Below are 14,208 nucleotides of genomic sequence, written 5' to 3' on the forward strand. Positions count from 1 at the left end.
TTTCGGGCCTGATTCCCAGTCGGAGTGGGCTGCCTTCCCGGCCCTTCGGCCGTTCCGACGAGTGAGACTTTAGCGGAATCCCAGGCCCCGACGCTAATCGGGGTGTCGCGTTCCTTCGAACGCGGATTCCTCATTTCGCGAAGGCACACGCAAAGCAATGCGACGAGCCGTCGCGTGCTTGTAATGAGTCCTGCGGAATGACCGTCCGGGGACCGACCTGGACCGGTGCTCACGTCGGACAGCCCGAAGAACATTACGGATCGGTGTTTGGCATGTCAACTTCGTGAGTCGGCCGCTGCTCCGGGGCCATGACAACGCATATGCGTCCTCTTCAGTGGTGGGCCGTCTGAACGGCCGCCGACGGATACGTATGCGCTCATGAGCCGTTCGGGTGGGCAGGGACACCGGTGCGAGGGTCAGCCGGTGCCCGAGGCCAGGGCGCGGCTGCGGTCACGGGCCGCCTCGATGGCGGCGATGAGGGCCGCGCGTACGCCGTGGTTCTCCAGCTCCCGGATGGCGTTGATGGTGGTGCCGGCTGGAGAGGTCACGGCCTCGCGGAGCTTCACCGGATGCTCGCCGCTGTCGCGCAGCATGACGGCGGCGCCCAGGGCGGACTGCACGATCAGGTCGTGGGCCTGGGCGCGGGGCAGGCCGAGGAGGATGCCGGCGTCGGTCATGGCCTCGACCAGGAAGTAGAAGTAGGCCGGGCCCGAGCCGGAGAGGGCTGTGGCGGCGTCCTGCTGGGACTCCGGGACGCGGAGTGTCTTGCCGACGCCGCCGAAGATCTCCTCGGCGTGGGCGAGATGTACGGCGAGGGCATGGCTGCCGGCGGAGATGACGGACATGCCCTCATCGACCAGCACCGGTGTATTGGGCATGACGCGTACAACAGGAGTGCCGGAGGCCAGGCGTTCCTCGATGAAGGCGGTGGTGATACCGGCGGCGGCGCTGATGATCAGGCGGTCGGCGGTGACATGAGGAGTGAGTTCGTCGAGGAGCTTGCCCATGTCCTGGGGCTTGACGGCGAGGATGAGGATGTCGGCGCGCTTGGCGGCGTCGGCGTTGGTGACGGTCTCGACGCCGTAGCGGTTGCGCAGCTCTTCCGCGCGGTCGTCGCGGCGGGCGGTGGCCAGCAGGTCGGCCGGTCGCCAGCCGGCCCGGATCATGCCGCTGAGCAGGGCCTCGCCGATCTTGCCGGTGCCGAGGACTGCGACTGTCTGGGGCATTTCGGGGTCACCTCGCCGGTGGGGATGGGTGGTGCTGTCGTCCGCTTCCCATCCTCGCACCGGGCTCGGAGGCGGGCGTGAGGTGTCCGATGGACGGTACGGCGTGGCCGTACCCGGTACGGCGTCGCCGTCCGAGACGGGCGAGCCCGCGATGGACGGTTTCCTATGCCGTGCGGCGGCGGAGTGTGGCCGCGCCCAGGGCCAGGACGAGTACGGCGCAGCCCGCGACGATCAGTACGTCACGTACGAAATCGCCGGTGATGTCCGGGTGGCGGAGGACTTCGTCCATACCGTCGACGGCGTACGACATGGGCAGGACGTTGGAGATCGCTTCGAGCACGGGCTGCATGTTCGGGCGTGGAGTGAAGAGACCGCAGAGGAGGAGCTGGGGAAAAATCACCGCGGGCATGAACTGGACCGCCTGGAACTCGGAGGAGGCGAAGGCGGAGACGAAGAGGCCGAGGGCCGTGCCGAGCAGGGCGTCGAGGAGTGCGACGAGAAGCAGGAGCCAGGTGGATCCCACGACGTCCAGCCCGAGGGCCCAGACCGCGAGACCGGTGGCGAGGGCGGACTGGACGATGGCGAGGAGGCCGAAGGCGAGGGCGTAGCCGGTGATCAGGTCGGCCTTGCCCAGCGGCATGGCGAGCAGGCGTTCCAGGGTGCCCGAGGTGCGTTCGCGCAGGGTGGCGATCGAGGTGACCAGGAACATCGTGATGAGCGGGAAGATGCCGAGGAGCGAGGCGCCGATGGCGTCGAAGGTGCGCGGGCTGCCGTCGAAGACATGGCGGAGCAGGAAGAGCATCACGCACGGGACGAGGATCATCAGCGCGATCGAGCGCGGGTCGTGCCGTAGCTGACGGAGCACACGGGCGGCGGTGGCCAGGGTGCGGGCGGCGGAGACGGGCGCTGTGGTGCTGCCCGTCCGGCCTGTCCTGCCCGTCCCGTCTGTGGTCCCGGTGTCGGTGCCGGCCTTGGCGGGCGTCGTGGAGGGAGTCGTGGTGCTCATCGGGCGCTCTCCTGGAGTGCGTTGGCCTGGTCGACCAGATGGAGGAAGGCCGCTTCGACTGTCTCGGAGTCCGTACGGGTGCGCAGGGCGTCCGGGGTGTCGTCGGCGAGGATCTCGCCCTCGCGCATGAGGAGGAGCCGATGGCAGCGTTCGGCTTCGTCCATGACATGGGAGGAGACGAGGATCGTCGCGGCGCGCTCGGCGGCGATGCGGTGGAAGAGGTCCCACAGATCGCGGCGGAGTACGGGATCGAGGCCGACGGTCGGTTCGTCGAGGACGAGGAGTTCGGGAGCGCCGAGCAGGGCGACGGCGAGGGAGACCCGGCCCCGCTGGCCGCCGGAGAGCCGGCCGGCCAGTGAGTCGGCGTGGGAGGTGAGGTCGACGTCCTCGATGGCACGGGCGACGGTCTCGCGGCGGGCGGTACGGCGGGAGCGGCCCGGATCGAGCACCGCGGCGAAGTAGTCCAGGTTCTGCCGGACCGTCAGATCGTCGTAGACGGAGGGCGCCTGGGTGACATAGCCGATCCGGGCGCGGAGCGCGGCGTCGCCGGCGGACCGGCCGAGGACATCGAGAGTGCCGGTGACCTTGGCCTGGGTGCCGACGACGGCGCGCATCAGAGTCGACTTGCCGCAGCCGGAAGGGCCGAGCAGTCCGGTGATCTGGCCGGGAGGTACGGAGAAGCCGAGGCCGCGCAGGACGGTGCGGTCGCCTCGTCGGACGGTGAGGCCACGCGCATGGATGGCGGCGGCCTCAGTGGAATTCATCATGTGATGAATACTGTGTGCCGGAGACCGCGCCGTCAAGGTGCGCGGCGGTACAGGCAGGGCGGCGGTACGGGAGGTGGGGTGGCGGTACGCGAGGCGCTGGTACGGGCGAGGTGTCAGGCGGCGGACGGAGCGGGCGGGCGGTGGGTGACGGTCAGTTCGACGGCGTATGCCTCCTCGACCAGCCCGTCCGGGAAGACGGTGAGCAGCTCCGCGCGCTCCTGGGCGAGGAAGCGGGCCGTGCTCTTCTCACCGAGCATCCGGAAGACGGAGTGGGTGGCGAGATTGTCGAGATGGGTGTCGAGCGTGACGCGCCGGGTCCAGGGCACTCGGCGCTCCTCGAAGCGCGGCCCGTCGGGCAGATGGCGATGGCCTCGGGCGGTGCCGTGGGCGCCATGGGCGCCGTCGTCGGCCCACTGGCGGATACGGGAGTCCTGGGCGGCGATCCAGGGCACGTCGGCGTCCGAGACATTCCACCAGAGGGCGAGCGCGCCACCGGGCCTGAGGACGCGCAGCGCCTCGGGCAGGGAGCGGTCCCGGTCGGTCCAGTGCCAGGACTGGGCGTAGGTGATGAGGTCGGCGCTGCCGTCGGCGAAGGGCAGGGCGTCGCCGTAGCCCCGTACGAGCGGGACCTCCGGGAGCGCGCGGTGGAGCCGACCGGCCATGCCTGGCCCCGGTTCGACGGCGACGACATGGGCACCGCGCTCACGCAGCAGGCGGGTGGCGATACCGGTGCCGGCGCCCACATCGATGGTTCGGGAGCCGCCGAGGGACCGGCCGGTCAGTTCCTCGACGGCGTCGAAGAGCGCGGGCGGATACCCGGGACGGGAGATGTCGTACTGGTCGGCGACGGCGTCGAAGGAGAGTGCTCGCTCGGTCATACGCCCCATCCTGCTGGCCAGGGCGCGATGGCTCTACGCGTGGTGGCTCCAGCGCGATGGCTCTACGCGCGCTTGCGTTTCCCGCCCTTGGCGGCGCGGCGGGCGGCCGGGTTGCCCGTGCGGGCGGTGCGGCGGCGCTCGTACTGGGCGAGGGCGGCCTCGTACTCGCGGCGGCGCAGCCCTTCGCCCGGGGCCTCGGTGAGGGAGCGCAGGAAGTAGGCGGCCAGCGAGCCGATGAACCCGATCGCGCGGAGACCGCGCAGGGACTCCTCGCGGCCGAGGTCGGCCGGGCGGCGGCCGAAGCCCTCCCAGGTCCCGCGGAAAGCGACGGCGCTGCACACCGCGAACATCACGACGACGAGCATGCCCACGAAGGAGCCCACTTCCGCGATCTCCAGGCCCTGGTAGGCGAAGCGGAGGACGAAGCAGGCGGCGAAGGCGGTGGCGAGCGAGCCGACGGCGACCGCGACACGCCGGGCCGCGTATCCGCCGTCGTGGCCGACCCAGGTCGTACCGAAGAAACGGATGGCCTCGGGCTCCGGGCCACCACGGCCACGACCGCTGTCGTCCGCGTCCCCGTTCACAGGCGCTGATGTGGTCGCCGTCGCGGTCGTGGTGGCTTCGGGCTGCGCGTGCTGCTCCGGGTGGTCGCTCACGGGACGATTATCCCCGTGCGCGGTTCACCCCGGGCATCAGGTGCAGCGCACGGTGATGTAGCCGTCGCTGCCCGTGTGTACGTAGGCGTCGGAGACGTACTGGCCGTTGGCGATGTTGTCCCAGATATTGGTGGTGCCGTAGGGGCCTGTGACCCACTCTCCCGGCTTCTGACAGTTGATCGGCACGGTCGCTCCGTACGAGAGGACCCGGACGAGCCGGTAGTTCGTACCCGGTCCGCTGCGTACGTTCACCCGATAGCCCGGCGCGATCGGATAGCGCGTGGCCGCGGCCGTCTCGACCGCGGCCTCGACCGCCGTCTCTCCGGCTTCCTCCGCCGCGCTCTCAACCTCTTCGACTGCCATTCGGTCCTCCCCCATTGAAGGTGCACGATCTGCTTCGCAGGCTAGCAACCGATGGCTGGATCGCACGCATCATCGACTAGGCTCCGTGAGTCGCGCTCGCGCACGAATACACGGGGGTGGGCGGTGCCACCACTGCGCAACACCGGGTCGGCCCCGGAAGCGGAACGTCCGGATTACGCCGGTCGCTATCAGCTCGAAGCAGCCCTGGGCTCGGGCGGTATGGGCGAGGTCCATCTGGCCACCTCCGCTTCCGGGTTGCGGCTCGCCGTCAAGGTCATCCATGTCAACCACGCCTCGGACCCGGAGTTCAGAGCCCGGTTCCGGCAGGAGGTCGCGGCGGCGCGCCGGGTGAGCGGAGCCTTCACCGCGCCCGTCGTGGACGCCGATCCGGAGGCGGAACGCCCGTGGATGGCAACGCTGTTCATCGACGGGCCCACTCTCGCGGAGCGGGTGAAGCGGAACGGTCCGCTGAACGCCGGCGAATTGGCCAGGCTCGGCGCGGGACTCGCCGAAGGGCTGCGCGACATCCACCGGGCCGGTGTGGTGCACCGCGATCTCAAGCCGAGCAATGTCCTATTGGCGTCGGACGGTCCCAAGGTCATCGACTTCGGCATCTCGCGCCCGGCGGACAGCGATCTGCGGACGGAGACCGGCAAGCTGATCGGGACTCCGCCGTTCATGGCACCCGAGCAGTTCCAGCGCCCGCGCGAAGTCGGTCCCGCCGCCGATGTGTTCGCGATGGGCGCGGTGCTGGTCCACGCGGCGACCGGGCGCGGGCCCTTCGACTCCGACAGCCCTTATATCGTCGCGTACCAAGTCGTCCACAACGAGCCGGACTTGGCGGGTGTCCCGGAGAGCCTGCTGCCTCTGGTCACGCGGTGTCTGTCGAAGGAGCCGGAAGACCGGCCGACGCCAGACGAGTTGATGGCCGCGCTGCGCACCTCCGCGCAAGGGAAGCCGGAGTCGCCGGCCACGCGTGGCGCGCGAGGAGCGGCGGGTGCGCAAGGAGCGAGGTCGCTGATACCGGCGCAGCGTCGCTGGCCCGAGGCGGCCGGGAGCGCGGACTCGACTCCCACCAATCACTCAGGGCACGCCGATCAGTCCGGTCACTCTGGTCACTCCGGTCACGCGGGCGGCGCCGATGCGCAGGACGGGCGCTCCCTGAGCGACAGCTCTGCGGACCGTGCGCCGGCCGACGACCGGTCGGCCGACGACCGGTTCCGTACGACCCGGCTCAGGGCAGGGCGGGCCCGGACCGTTCCGTCTCCCGGCCGCCGTCTTCCGCGCACCCGTCGGCTCGCGGCCGGTGTGGCGGTGGTCGCGCTCGCCGTAGCCGGTTTCGCGGGTGTGCGCGCTGCGACGGACGACGATGCGGCTCCCGCTCCGCCGAGCGCCGGGCGGGCCGATGAGGCCTTCCGTCCCTGGCAGATCGAGCTGGGCGGTGGCAAGGGCGCGAACCGTATGCCCGTGTGCTCGGCCGACGGCACGGGCGCCGGCACCGCCGTCTACTGCACGGCTCCGGGAGTCAAGGCGGCCCGGATCAGCCCGGCCGACGGCAAGATGGGCTGGTCCGTACCGGACACCCACGTCATGACGGACGCCGACGAGGGCGCGGCGCCGGTCGTCTCCGGCGGGCTGCTGCATGTCATCACACCCGGCGGCAGCCGTCTGGAGGCGCTGGATCCCGGCTCGGGCGCCGAGCGCTGGAGCGTCGACATCTCCTCGTACGCCACCGTCCGGCACGCGGCCGACTCCGTACTGCTCGTTTCGTACGACGGGCTGGTGCGGTCGCTGGACGGCGCGACCGGCGCCGAGCGCTGGGAGGAACGGCGCGGCGGGACCGGTTCCGTCTGGACTGCGGGCGGCGGCGCCGACGGCCTGCTGTTCGCCGCCACACCGTCACCCGACGGCACCGCCACCGAGGTGAGCGCCATCGATCCGGCGGACGGGACCCTGCTCTGGGAGAAGCGGCTGACGGGCATGCTGACTCCGGCCGGAGCGTCGGACGGCGCGCTCTTCCTGCTCTCCAGCGGCACCAACGACATGACCGACGCCGTCGTACGCCTCGACGCGTCGAGCCGTGTCGTACGGCGTGTCCCGCTGCCCTCACCGGTCGACCAGGCCCAGGCCACCGTCGCCGGTGACCTGGTCTATGTCGTCGGCTACACGGGCTCGCTGCTCGCCGTCGACACGAGTGACGGCTCAGGCGCCGGGCCCGGTCAGCGCTGGCGGCTCGAAACCTCGGTCACGCGCGCGTCCCGGCCCACGGCCGCGGGCACCTGGCTCTTCATGAGCGCGGGCGACGGGCGGCTGCTCGCCGTGGACGCGCGGCGCGGTGTGCTGATGGGACAGACGAAGCCGCGGATGGGCGAGGGACGCGACACGCTGTCCGGAGCGCTGCCCATGCCGGTCACCGTTCCCGGGAAGGTCCTCGCCAGCGCGCCCGACGGATCCGTGTTCGCGGTCGACAGCCGGGATCCCGCGCGCTGGTGAACCGAATCCCTTGACAACGCAGCCGTGCGCCCCGGTCCCTCAGCGGGATCCGGGGCGCACGGTACGTATGAGCACACGGTACGTATGAGCGCTATGGGCGGTCCGGCGCGGCTCAGCCCAGCCTGGTCACGTCCCGCACCGCGCCCTTGTCCGCGCTGGTCGCCATCGCCGCGTACGCGCGCAGCGCCACCGAGACCTTGCGTTCACGGGCGGCCGGTGCGTAGGCGCCGTTCAGGGCCTCGCGGCGCGCCGCGAGCTCGTCCTCAGTGACGAGCAGTTCGATCGAGCGGTCCGGGATGTCGATCCGGATCCGGTCGCCGTCGTGGACCAGCGCGATCGTGCCGCCCGAGGCCGCCTCGGGCGAGGCGTGGCCGATCGACAGACCCGACGTACCGCCGGAGAAGCGTCCGTCGGTCACCAGCGCGCAGGACTTGCCGAGGCCCCGGCCCTTCAGATACGAGGTCGGGTAGAGCATCTCCTGCATCCCGGGACCACCGCGCGGGCCCTCGTACCGGATGACGATCACATCGCCCTCGGTGATCTCCTTACGGAGGATCTTCTCGACGGCCTCCTCCTGCGACTCGCAGACGACGGCCGGGCCCTCGAAGGTCCAGATCGACTCGTCGACGCCGGCCGTCTTCACGACACAGCCGTCCTCGGCGAGATTGCCCTTGAGGACCGCCAGACCGCCGTCCTTGGAGTAGGCGTGGGCGACATCGCGCACACAGCCGTTCGCGGCGTCCGTGTCGAGCGTCTCCCAGCGCTCGGACTGGGAGAAGGCCTCGGCGGAACGGACACAGCCGGGCGCGGCGTGCCACAGCTCGACGGCCTCGTCGGACGGTGAGCCGCCGCGCACGTCCCAGGTCTCCAGCCAGTCCTTGATGCTCGCCGAGTGGACGGTGTGCACATGCTCGTTGAGCAGACCGCCGCGGTACAGCTCGCCGAGGATGGCCGGGATTCCGCCGGCCCGGTGGATGTCCTCCATGTAGTACGTACCGCCCGGAGCGACATTGGGCGCGACCTTGGCCAGACACGGGACACGGCGCGAGACGGCGTCGATGTCGGCGAGGTCGTACTCCAGCTCGGCCTCCTGCGCGGCGGCGAGCAGATGGAGGATGGTGTTGGTCGAGCCGCCCATGGCGATGTCCAGTGCCATGGCGTTGTCGAAGGCGGCGCGGGTGGCGATGCTGCGCGGCAGGACCGACTCGTCGTCCTGCTCGTAGTAGCGCTTGGTGATCTCCACGACCGTCCGGCCCGCGTTCTCGTACAGCGCTTTGCGGGCGGTGTGCGTGGCGAGCACGGAGCCGTTGCCGGGCAGCGAGAGGCCGATGGCCTCGGTCAGACAGTTCATCGAGTTGGCGGTGAACATGCCGGAGCAGGAGCCGCAGGTGGGACAGGCGTTCTCCTCGATACGGAGGATGTCCTCGTCCGAGACGCTCTCGTTGACCGCGTCCGAGATCGCGTTGATCAGGTCGAGCTTGCGGACCGTACCGTCCACGAGCGTCGCCTTGCCGGCCTCCATCGGGCCGCCGGAGACGAAGACCGTGGGGATGTTGAGGCGCATCGCGGCCATCAGCATGCCGGGCGTGATCTTGTCGCAGTTGGAGATGCAGATCAGCGCGTCCGCGCAGTGCGCCTCGACCATGTACTCGACCGAGTCGGCGATCAGATCGCGGGACGGCAGGGAGTAGAGCATCCCGCCGTGGCCCATCGCGATGCCGTCGTCCACGGCGATGGTGTTGAACTCGCGCGGCACGGCGCCCGCGGCCTTGATCGCCTCGGAGACGATCCGGCCGACCGGCGCGAGATGTGTGTGTCCCGGCACGAACTCGGTGAAGGAGTTGGCCACCGCGACGATCGGCTTGCCGATGTCCGCGCTCGCTACGCCCGAAGCCCGCATCAGGGCGCGTGCGCCCGCCATATTGCGGCCGTGGGTGACAGTGCGGGACCTCAGCTCGGGCATCGTCGCTCGCTCCTTCAGCAGATCCGTCGACGGCGGACGTCACGGATCCTTCGGCGGAAATGGCTGTCTGAGAGCCTACGCCCACGCTCCAAGATCTGGACGCCTTGTCCGGTATACGGAACGGCTGCTCTGCGGTACGGAACGGCCGCTCAGCTTTCGGTCAGATACCGCTGGAGCGTGGGCGCCACCATTCTGACGATCTGCTCGGAGTCCGCGGAGGCCAGCGGATCCGCCTTGATCACATAGCGCAGGAACGCGATTCCGATCATGTGGGAGGCGGCCAGTTCGGCGCGGAACGTCGGATCCGGTACGTCGAGCTCCTCCGCGATCCGCTCCAGCAGCCTGCGCAGGACGAACGTACGCAGCACCTTCGCCGCCGCATCGTGCGTCAGGGCGGAGCGCATGATCGCCAGCAGCGGCGCACGGGTGACCGGGTTCTCCCAGATCCCGATGAAGTAGCGGGCGAGCCGCTCGCCGATGCCGTCCATGCCGTCGGCCAGCAGCGCGGGCAGCATCAGGGCCGGTTCGAAGGAGACCTCGATGGCCGCCTCGAAGACCTCGTCCTTCGTACCGAAGTAGTGGTGGACGAGCGCCGGGTCGACACCCGCGGCCTTGGCGATACCGCGGATGGACGTCTTGTCGTAGCCGCGCGCGGCGAACTCCGCGCGGGCCGATTCGAGGATCTTCTGCTGGGCGCTGGGGCCCGAGTCCATGTCCTTGCGGGCGGGACGGCCGCGACGGCGTGGAGCCATATCGGTCATGGGGCCTTGCCGATCATGAAGGGCGAACTCCCGAGGAGCCTGGGGTACGGCCTGGGGTACGGGACTCGCGCGAGGCGGACGGCCCGGTGGGCGGCCCGGGAGACGGAGCGGAGGACGGCGACGTGGAGGACGGCTCCGGGGAAGGAGCGGCGGACGAAGCCCTGGAGGAGGCCTGGGACGAGGCCGGAGAGGACGCCCGGGACGCCTCCTGAGACGCTGCCGTCGGTGCCGCGGAGGACGAGGACGGCTCCTGCGCGGCGGCTGCCGACGGACTCGCCGACGGCACTCCCGGTCGCGCGCCGAGCCGCGCCACGGACTGCGCGAGATGCAGCCTGGTGAAGGCCAGCGCCTCCGCCAGGTCCGCCTCGCGCTCCGCCGAGGACATCGCCCGCCGCGTATTGACCTCGATCACCACATGACCGTCGAACGAGGTGCCCGCCAGCCGTTCCAGCAGCTCGGCGCAGGGCTGGGTGCCACGTCCCGGTACAAGATGCTCGTCCTTCGCCGAGCCCCTGCCGTCCGCGAGATGGACATGCCCGAGCCGGTCGCCCATCCGGTCGATCATGCCCATGGCATCGGTACGGGCGGTCGCCGTGTGCGAGAGATCGACCGTGAAGTGCCGGTAGTCATCCTTGGTGACGTCCCAGTCGGGCGCGTACGCGAGCATCTCGCGGTCCCGGTACCGCCACGGATACATGTTCTCGACCGCGAACCGTACGTCCGTCTCGCCCGCCATCCGCCAGATACCGGTGACGAAATCGCGCGCGTACTGCCGCTGCCAGCGGAACGGCGGATGGACCACCACCGTGGAGGCGCCGAGCCGCTCGGCCGCCGCCCGCGCCCGCTGGAGCTTCACCCATGGATCGGTCGACCACACCCGTTGTGTGATCAGCAGACAGGGCGCGTGTATGGCCAGTACCGGCACCTGGTGATAGTCGGAGAGCCTGCGCAGCGCCTCGATGTCCTGGCTGACGGGATCGGTCCAGACCATGATCTCGACACCGTCGTACCCGAGGCGCGCGGCGATCTCGAAAGCCGTCGCCGTGGACTCCGGATAGACGGAGGCCGTCGACAGGGCGACCTTCGCATCCGGGACCCGCACCACTGGTTCTGCCACGGAGACAGCGTAAGGGCAGCCTCTATGTCGTCGGGAGCTGGTCGAGCCGGCGCAGGATGATGCCCTCGCGCAGCGCCCAGGGACAGATCTCCACGACCTCGATCCCGAACAGGTCCATCGCACCCTCCGCGACCAGCGCTCCCGCCAGCAGCTGGGAGGACCGTCCCTCCGAGACGCCCGGGAGCCCGCCGCGCTGGAGCGAGGTCATCGCGGCCAGCTTGGGGACCCACTCCTCCAGTGACGTACGACTCAGTTCGCGCTGTACGTACAGGCCCTCGGCGGAGCGCGCGGCGCCGGCGAGCCGGGCGAGCTGCCGGAAGGTCTTGGACGTCGCCACCACATGGTCCGGTGTGCCGAACCGGGCGAATTCGCCGACCGTACGGGCGATCTCGGCGCGTACATGACGGCGCAGGGCCTTCACATCGACCGGATCGGGCGGATCGCCGGGCAGCCAGGCGGCCGTCAGCCGGCCCGCGCCCAGCGGCAGGGAGACGGCCGCGTCGGGCTCCTCGTCGAGTCCGTACGCGATCTCCAGGGAGCCGCCTCCGATGTCCAGGACCAGCAGTTTCCCGGCCGACCAGCCGAACCAGCGGCGGGCGGCGAGAAAGGTCAGCCGGGCCTCCTCCTCGCCGGTGAGCACTTCGAGATCCACGCCGGTCTCGCTCTTGACACGCCCGAGCACCTGATCGGCGTTGCTGGCCTCCCGTACGGCGGAGGTCGCGAACGGCAGCACGGCCTCGCAGCCCTTGTCCTCGGCGGTCTGGAGCGCGTCCGCGACGGTCGCCACGAGCCGGTCGACGCCCTCGGGCCCTATGGCACCGTCCGCGTCGAGCAGTTCGGCGAGCCGCAGCTCCGCCTTGTGCGAATACGCGGGCAGCGGGCGGGCGCCGCGGTGGGCGTCCACAGCCAGCAGATGAACGGTGTTCGAACCGACATCGAGGACTCCGAGTCTCATGAACGGAACGCTACTGCGAGCGCGCGCATAGGCTGGACCTGTGCCAAAGACGAAAAAGGCGAAGCCGGGCAAAGCCAACGGACCGAACAAGCAGGAGCGACCGGAGGAGGCCCGGGAAGTCCGCGATACACGGAACAAGCGGAATGCCAAGAATGCCGGAAATGACAGGAACGCAGCTCCGGTCCCCGACGTGAAGGACCCGGACGTGAAGGATCCGGACGAGAAGGGCCTCGACTTCGCTCGCGCCTGGGTCGAATTCCCCGATCCCGCCGACGAGCAGCAGGTCTTCCGCTGCGATCTGACCTGGCTCACCTCACGGTGGTCCTGCATCTTCGGCAGCGGCTGCCAGGGCATCCAGGCGGGCCGCGCCGACGACGGATGCTGCACGCTCGGCGCGCACTTCTCCGACGAGGACGACGAGAAGCGGGTCGCCGGGCATGTGGCGCGTCTGACTCCGGAGCTGTGGCAGTTCCACAAGGAGGGCACGACAGCCGGCTGGACACAGACCGACGAGGACGGCGAGCGCCAGACGCGACGCTGGAAGGGCTCCTGCATCTTCCAGAACCGTCCCGGATTCGCCGGTGGCGCGGGCTGTTCGCTCCACATCCTGGCGCTGCGCGAAGGGCGCGAACCGCTGGAGACGAAGCCGGACGTCTGCTGGCAGCTTCCGGTGCGGCGTACGTACGACTGGATCGAGCGGCCCGACGAGACGCGGGTGCTGCGGGTGTCGATCGGTGAGTACGACCGGCGCGGCTGGGGTCCCGGTGGCCACGATCTGCACTGGTGGTGCACGTCGGCGACGTCGGCGCACGGCGCGGGCGAGCCGGTGTACAAGACCTACCGGCCGGAGCTGACGGAGCTGATGGGCAAGGCGGCGTACGACGAGCTGGCCGAGCTGTGCGAACGGCGTGTGGCGAGCGAGCTTCCGCTGGTGGCGCCGCATCCGGCGGACCCTGCGAGGGCGTGAGCCTGGCCGGGCGTCGGGCATCGGGCATCGGTCGCCTGCCGTCGGTCTTCGTCGGCCGTCTGTCCTCGCCTGCCGTCGGTCAGCCCGCGGTGCCGGGTGTGTCCGATGTGCTGCCCGGCGGTGGGTCCGCGGGCGCCGAGGGATCCGGGTCGGACGGCGCAGGGTCGCCGTCGCCGGGAACCGGGCCTGGATCCCCGGATCCGGGGCCGGGACCGGGTCCCGGATCGGAAGGGCCGGGATCGCCCGGGTCCGAGGGCGCGGGATCGGTGGGACGGGACGGACCGGGATCGGAGGGATCCGAGGCGCCCGGAGAGGTCGGCGGCCCGCCGGGCCCCGGGTGTCCGGGACCTCCAGGGCGGCCCGGACGGCCTGGATGGCCGTGGTGGCCCGGGTGGTCGGGACGGCCCTCATGACCGGGACGCGACGGACGGCCCGAGGACGGCGGCCTGGCGCCATAGCCGTAGATCTTCACCGTCGAACCTGTCGGATACACCGCGATCCGCGCGCTCCAGGGCCCGGACGGTTCGCGCCGGTGGTCCACGAAGACCCGGATCGTGAAGGACTCACCGGGCGCGAGCATGCCGTAGTGGCTGCTCAGCCGGAGCCAGGGAGCGGTCGTCCCGGCGGTCCAGGCCACCGGCGCTCCGCCGGACGCCCTGAGCGTGATCGTCGTTGTACCGCCGGCGGGCCATGCCTCGACCGTGATACGGCCGGGAGCGGGCTGTCCCGGGCGCGAGGACGGCACGGCCGTACCGTCGCTGACGACCTCCACGAAGATGTCCGGCGTACGGCCGCTGCCGAAGCCCGCGTCGGAGCCGCTCGCGGCGCTTCCGGTGTTCTCGTAGTGGTCGTACGGCCGCCCGTCCCGGCCGGGCCGCCCGTCGGCCTCGCCCTTACCGGCCTCACCCGCGCTGACGGAGGAGCCTTCGTGGCCCTCGCCGGTCGGCGGCGCGCTTCGGTACGCGGCCCAGAGCGCGAGCACGGGAGCGGCGACGACGGTCGCCACCACCGTGGTCGTCACGGCGCGTGCCCGCAGCCGGTCGCGACGGGCGGCCC

Annotated in this window: 12 protein-coding genes and 1 pseudogene; 2 read left to right on the plus strand and 11 right to left on the minus strand. The window is 70.7% G+C overall.

The window, feature by feature from the left end; all coding sequences use genetic code 11:
* Positions 1–416 precede the first annotated feature (416 nt).
* From proC to GA0115259_RS19440, 6 genes are all read right to left on the minus strand, one after another.
* On the minus strand, positions 417–1,226 hold the full coding sequence (proC, locus tag GA0115259_RS19415; RefSeq protein WP_093598620.1) for a pyrroline-5-carboxylate reductase: 810 nt from the start codon (positions 1,224–1,226) through the stop codon (positions 417–419).
* Positions 1,227–1,389: 163 nt separating this feature from the next.
* On the minus strand, positions 1,390–2,232 hold the full coding sequence (locus tag GA0115259_RS19420) for an ABC transporter permease (RefSeq protein WP_093598623.1): 843 nt from the start codon (positions 2,230–2,232) through the stop codon (positions 1,390–1,392).
* Positions 2,229–2,999 (minus strand): ABC transporter ATP-binding protein, encoded by a 771-nt coding sequence (locus tag GA0115259_RS19425; protein WP_370748190.1) that lies wholly within the window; start codon positions 2,997–2,999, stop codon positions 2,229–2,231. The genes GA0115259_RS19420 and GA0115259_RS19425 overlap by 4 nt, the downstream gene beginning before the upstream one ends.
* Before the next feature lie 113 nt (positions 3,000–3,112).
* On the minus strand, positions 3,113–3,886 hold the full coding sequence (locus GA0115259_RS19430; RefSeq protein ID WP_093598626.1) for a class I SAM-dependent methyltransferase: 774 nt from the start codon (positions 3,884–3,886) through the stop codon (positions 3,113–3,115).
* A gap of 53 nt (positions 3,887–3,939) precedes the next feature.
* The gene (locus GA0115259_RS19435; RefSeq protein ID WP_093598653.1) at positions 3,940–4,461 is read right to left on the minus strand and encodes a hypothetical protein; all 522 of its coding nucleotides are present in this window, start codon (positions 4,459–4,461) and stop codon (positions 3,940–3,942) included.
* A gap of 108 nt (positions 4,462–4,569) precedes the next feature.
* Positions 4,570–4,896, minus strand: a complete 327-nt coding sequence (locus tag GA0115259_RS19440) for a hypothetical protein (RefSeq protein ID WP_093598629.1) — start codon at positions 4,894–4,896, stop codon at positions 4,570–4,572.
* Positions 4,897–5,019: 123 nt separating this feature from the next.
* On the opposite strand from GA0115259_RS19440, the gene GA0115259_RS19445 reads away from it, so the two are divergent.
* Positions 5,020–7,389, plus strand: coding sequence for a serine/threonine-protein kinase (locus tag GA0115259_RS19445; RefSeq protein WP_093598632.1), 2,370 nt, complete (start codon positions 5,020–5,022; stop codon positions 7,387–7,389).
* A gap of 112 nt (positions 7,390–7,501) precedes the next feature.
* Here the strand turns inward: GA0115259_RS19445 and ilvD are convergent, their stop codons facing one another.
* The 4 genes from ilvD to GA0115259_RS19465 form a co-directional block, all read right to left on the minus strand.
* A complete protein-coding gene (gene ilvD / locus GA0115259_RS19450; RefSeq protein WP_093598635.1) occupies positions 7,502–9,352 on the minus strand; it encodes a dihydroxy-acid dehydratase in 1,851 nt (616 codons plus the stop codon).
* A gap of 149 nt (positions 9,353–9,501) precedes the next feature.
* On the minus strand, positions 9,502–10,113 hold the full coding sequence (locus GA0115259_RS19455) for a TetR/AcrR family transcriptional regulator (protein ID WP_093598638.1): 612 nt from the start codon (positions 10,111–10,113) through the stop codon (positions 9,502–9,504).
* A gap of 13 nt (positions 10,114–10,126) precedes the next feature.
* A complete protein-coding gene (locus GA0115259_RS19460; protein WP_370748194.1) occupies positions 10,127–11,230 on the minus strand; it encodes a sugar phosphate isomerase/epimerase family protein in 1,104 nt (367 codons plus the stop codon).
* 22 nt (positions 11,231–11,252) lie between these two features.
* Positions 11,253–12,185, minus strand: a complete 933-nt coding sequence (locus GA0115259_RS19465) for a Ppx/GppA family phosphatase (protein WP_093598641.1) — start codon at positions 12,183–12,185, stop codon at positions 11,253–11,255.
* Between the two features lie 190 nt (positions 12,186–12,375).
* Here GA0115259_RS19465 and GA0115259_RS19470 point away from each other — a divergent pair, with 190 nt between their 5' ends.
* Positions 12,376–13,152: a DUF3109 family protein gene (locus GA0115259_RS19470; protein ID WP_256098049.1), complete on the plus strand. Its 777-nt coding sequence runs from the start codon at positions 12,376–12,378 to the stop codon at positions 13,150–13,152.
* Between the two features lie 79 nt (positions 13,153–13,231).
* On the opposite strand, the pseudogene GA0115259_RS40405 reads toward GA0115259_RS19470, so the two are convergent.
* Positions 13,232–14,208: pseudogene (locus GA0115259_RS40405) on the minus strand (hypothetical protein); the annotation flags it as partial.

Origin of the sequence: Streptomyces sp. MnatMP-M17, assembly GCF_900091995.1 — a bacterium.
GTDB lineage: Bacteria > Actinomycetota > Actinomycetes > Streptomycetales > Streptomycetaceae > Streptomyces.